The organism is Luteibacter yeojuensis (genome assembly GCF_000964085.1).
GTDB classification, from domain to species: domain Bacteria; phylum Pseudomonadota; class Gammaproteobacteria; order Xanthomonadales; family Rhodanobacteraceae; genus Luteibacter; species Luteibacter yeojuensis_A.
In genome coordinates this window covers 1-1,306 of sequence record NZ_JZRB01000040.1, presented here as the reverse complement: position 1 = coordinate 1,306, position 1,306 = coordinate 1, and the positions used below count along the sequence as shown (strand labels likewise).

At 61.2% G+C, this 1,306-nt stretch carries 1 protein-coding gene; it reads left to right on the top strand.

Annotation, left to right across the window (positions count from 1 at the left end):
* Positions 1 to 82 precede the first annotated feature (82 nt).
* Positions 83 to 1,303, top strand: coding sequence for an ISL3 family transposase (locus VI08_RS16290; RefSeq protein WP_045830678.1), 1,221 nt, complete (start codon positions 83 to 85; stop codon positions 1,301 to 1,303).
* Positions 1,304 to 1,306 lie beyond the last annotated feature (3 nt).

Here is a 1,306-nt window from a genome sequence, read left to right as displayed (position 1 = left end):
GGTTCTTCGCGGATTACCGTGGAGCCTTGCTGTAGCTCAACGTACCCTTAAAGCCTGATTTGTCGGACTTTGGGGTACGTCGATGCTGGATCGGAAGACGATCGAGAAGCTGGGCGGGTGGGAAGGCTATCGGGTTGAGCGCGTGGCGTGGCCCGAAGGCGATAGTCGCACCGTGACCATCTTTCTCAAGCCGACGTCGCGGGCCATGTACTGCGAGCACTGCGGTAGCCGATGCAGGCAGGTGCATGAGACCACCGTGCGGCGCGTGAGAGATTTGCCGCTGATGGCCCTTCGTGTCGCCTTGGTCGTGCCGCGGCGACGGATCTGGTGCGATCACTGTGGCGGCCCACGGCTTGAGAAGCTCAGCTGGCTGGGGCGCTATCAGCGCGTGACGGACCGGCTGGCCGAGGCGGTAAGCCAACTGCTTCTTTCGAGCAATATCTTGGCCGTGGCGCGCTTTTTTCAGTTGGGGTGGCACACCGTCAAGTCGCTGGATAAAGCCCTTCTACGCGAGGCTGTCCAGGAGCCGGACTGGAGCAAGATCCACTATCTGGCCATGGACGAATTCGCCCTGCATAAGGGCCATCGCTATGCCACGGTGGTTGTCGATCCGATCAGCCGCCAAGTGCTGTGGCTTGGCAACGGCCGCTCGCGGGATACCGCACGAGCCTTCTTCGAGCAGCTTCCCGAAGGGGTCGCCGATCAGATCCGTGCCGTGGCAATCGACATGACGACCGCGTACGAACTGGAGATCCAGGCCAACTGCCCCAACGCCGAAATCGTCTATGACCTGTTCCACGTCGTGGCCAAATACGGTCGAGAAGTCATTGATCGAGTCCGGGTCGACCAGGCGAACAAGCTACGACAGGACAAGCCCGCACGCCGGGTCATCAAGTCGAGCCGATGGCTGCTGCTGCGCAACCGGGAGAACCTGGACCGCCGCCAGACAGTGCAACTGAACGAGCTGCTGGACGCCAATCAGCCGCTGCTCACGGCCTATCTCATGCGCGATGAGCTAAAGCGCTTGTGGTTCTACAAGCGCCCAGGCTGGGCACGGCAAGCCTGGGATAGCTGGCTTGAGCAGGCGCAACGCAGCGGGATCGCTGCGTTGGCCCTCTTTGCCCAACGGCTATCGGTCTACCTGCACGGCATCCTTTCCCGTTGCCGGCATCCCCTCAATACCAGCATCGTCGAGGGCATCAACAACACCATCAAGGTCATCAAACGCCGGGCCTACGGCTACCGGGATCAGGAATATTTCTTCCTGAAGATCCGCGCTGCCTTCCCCGGTAATCCGCGATGAACC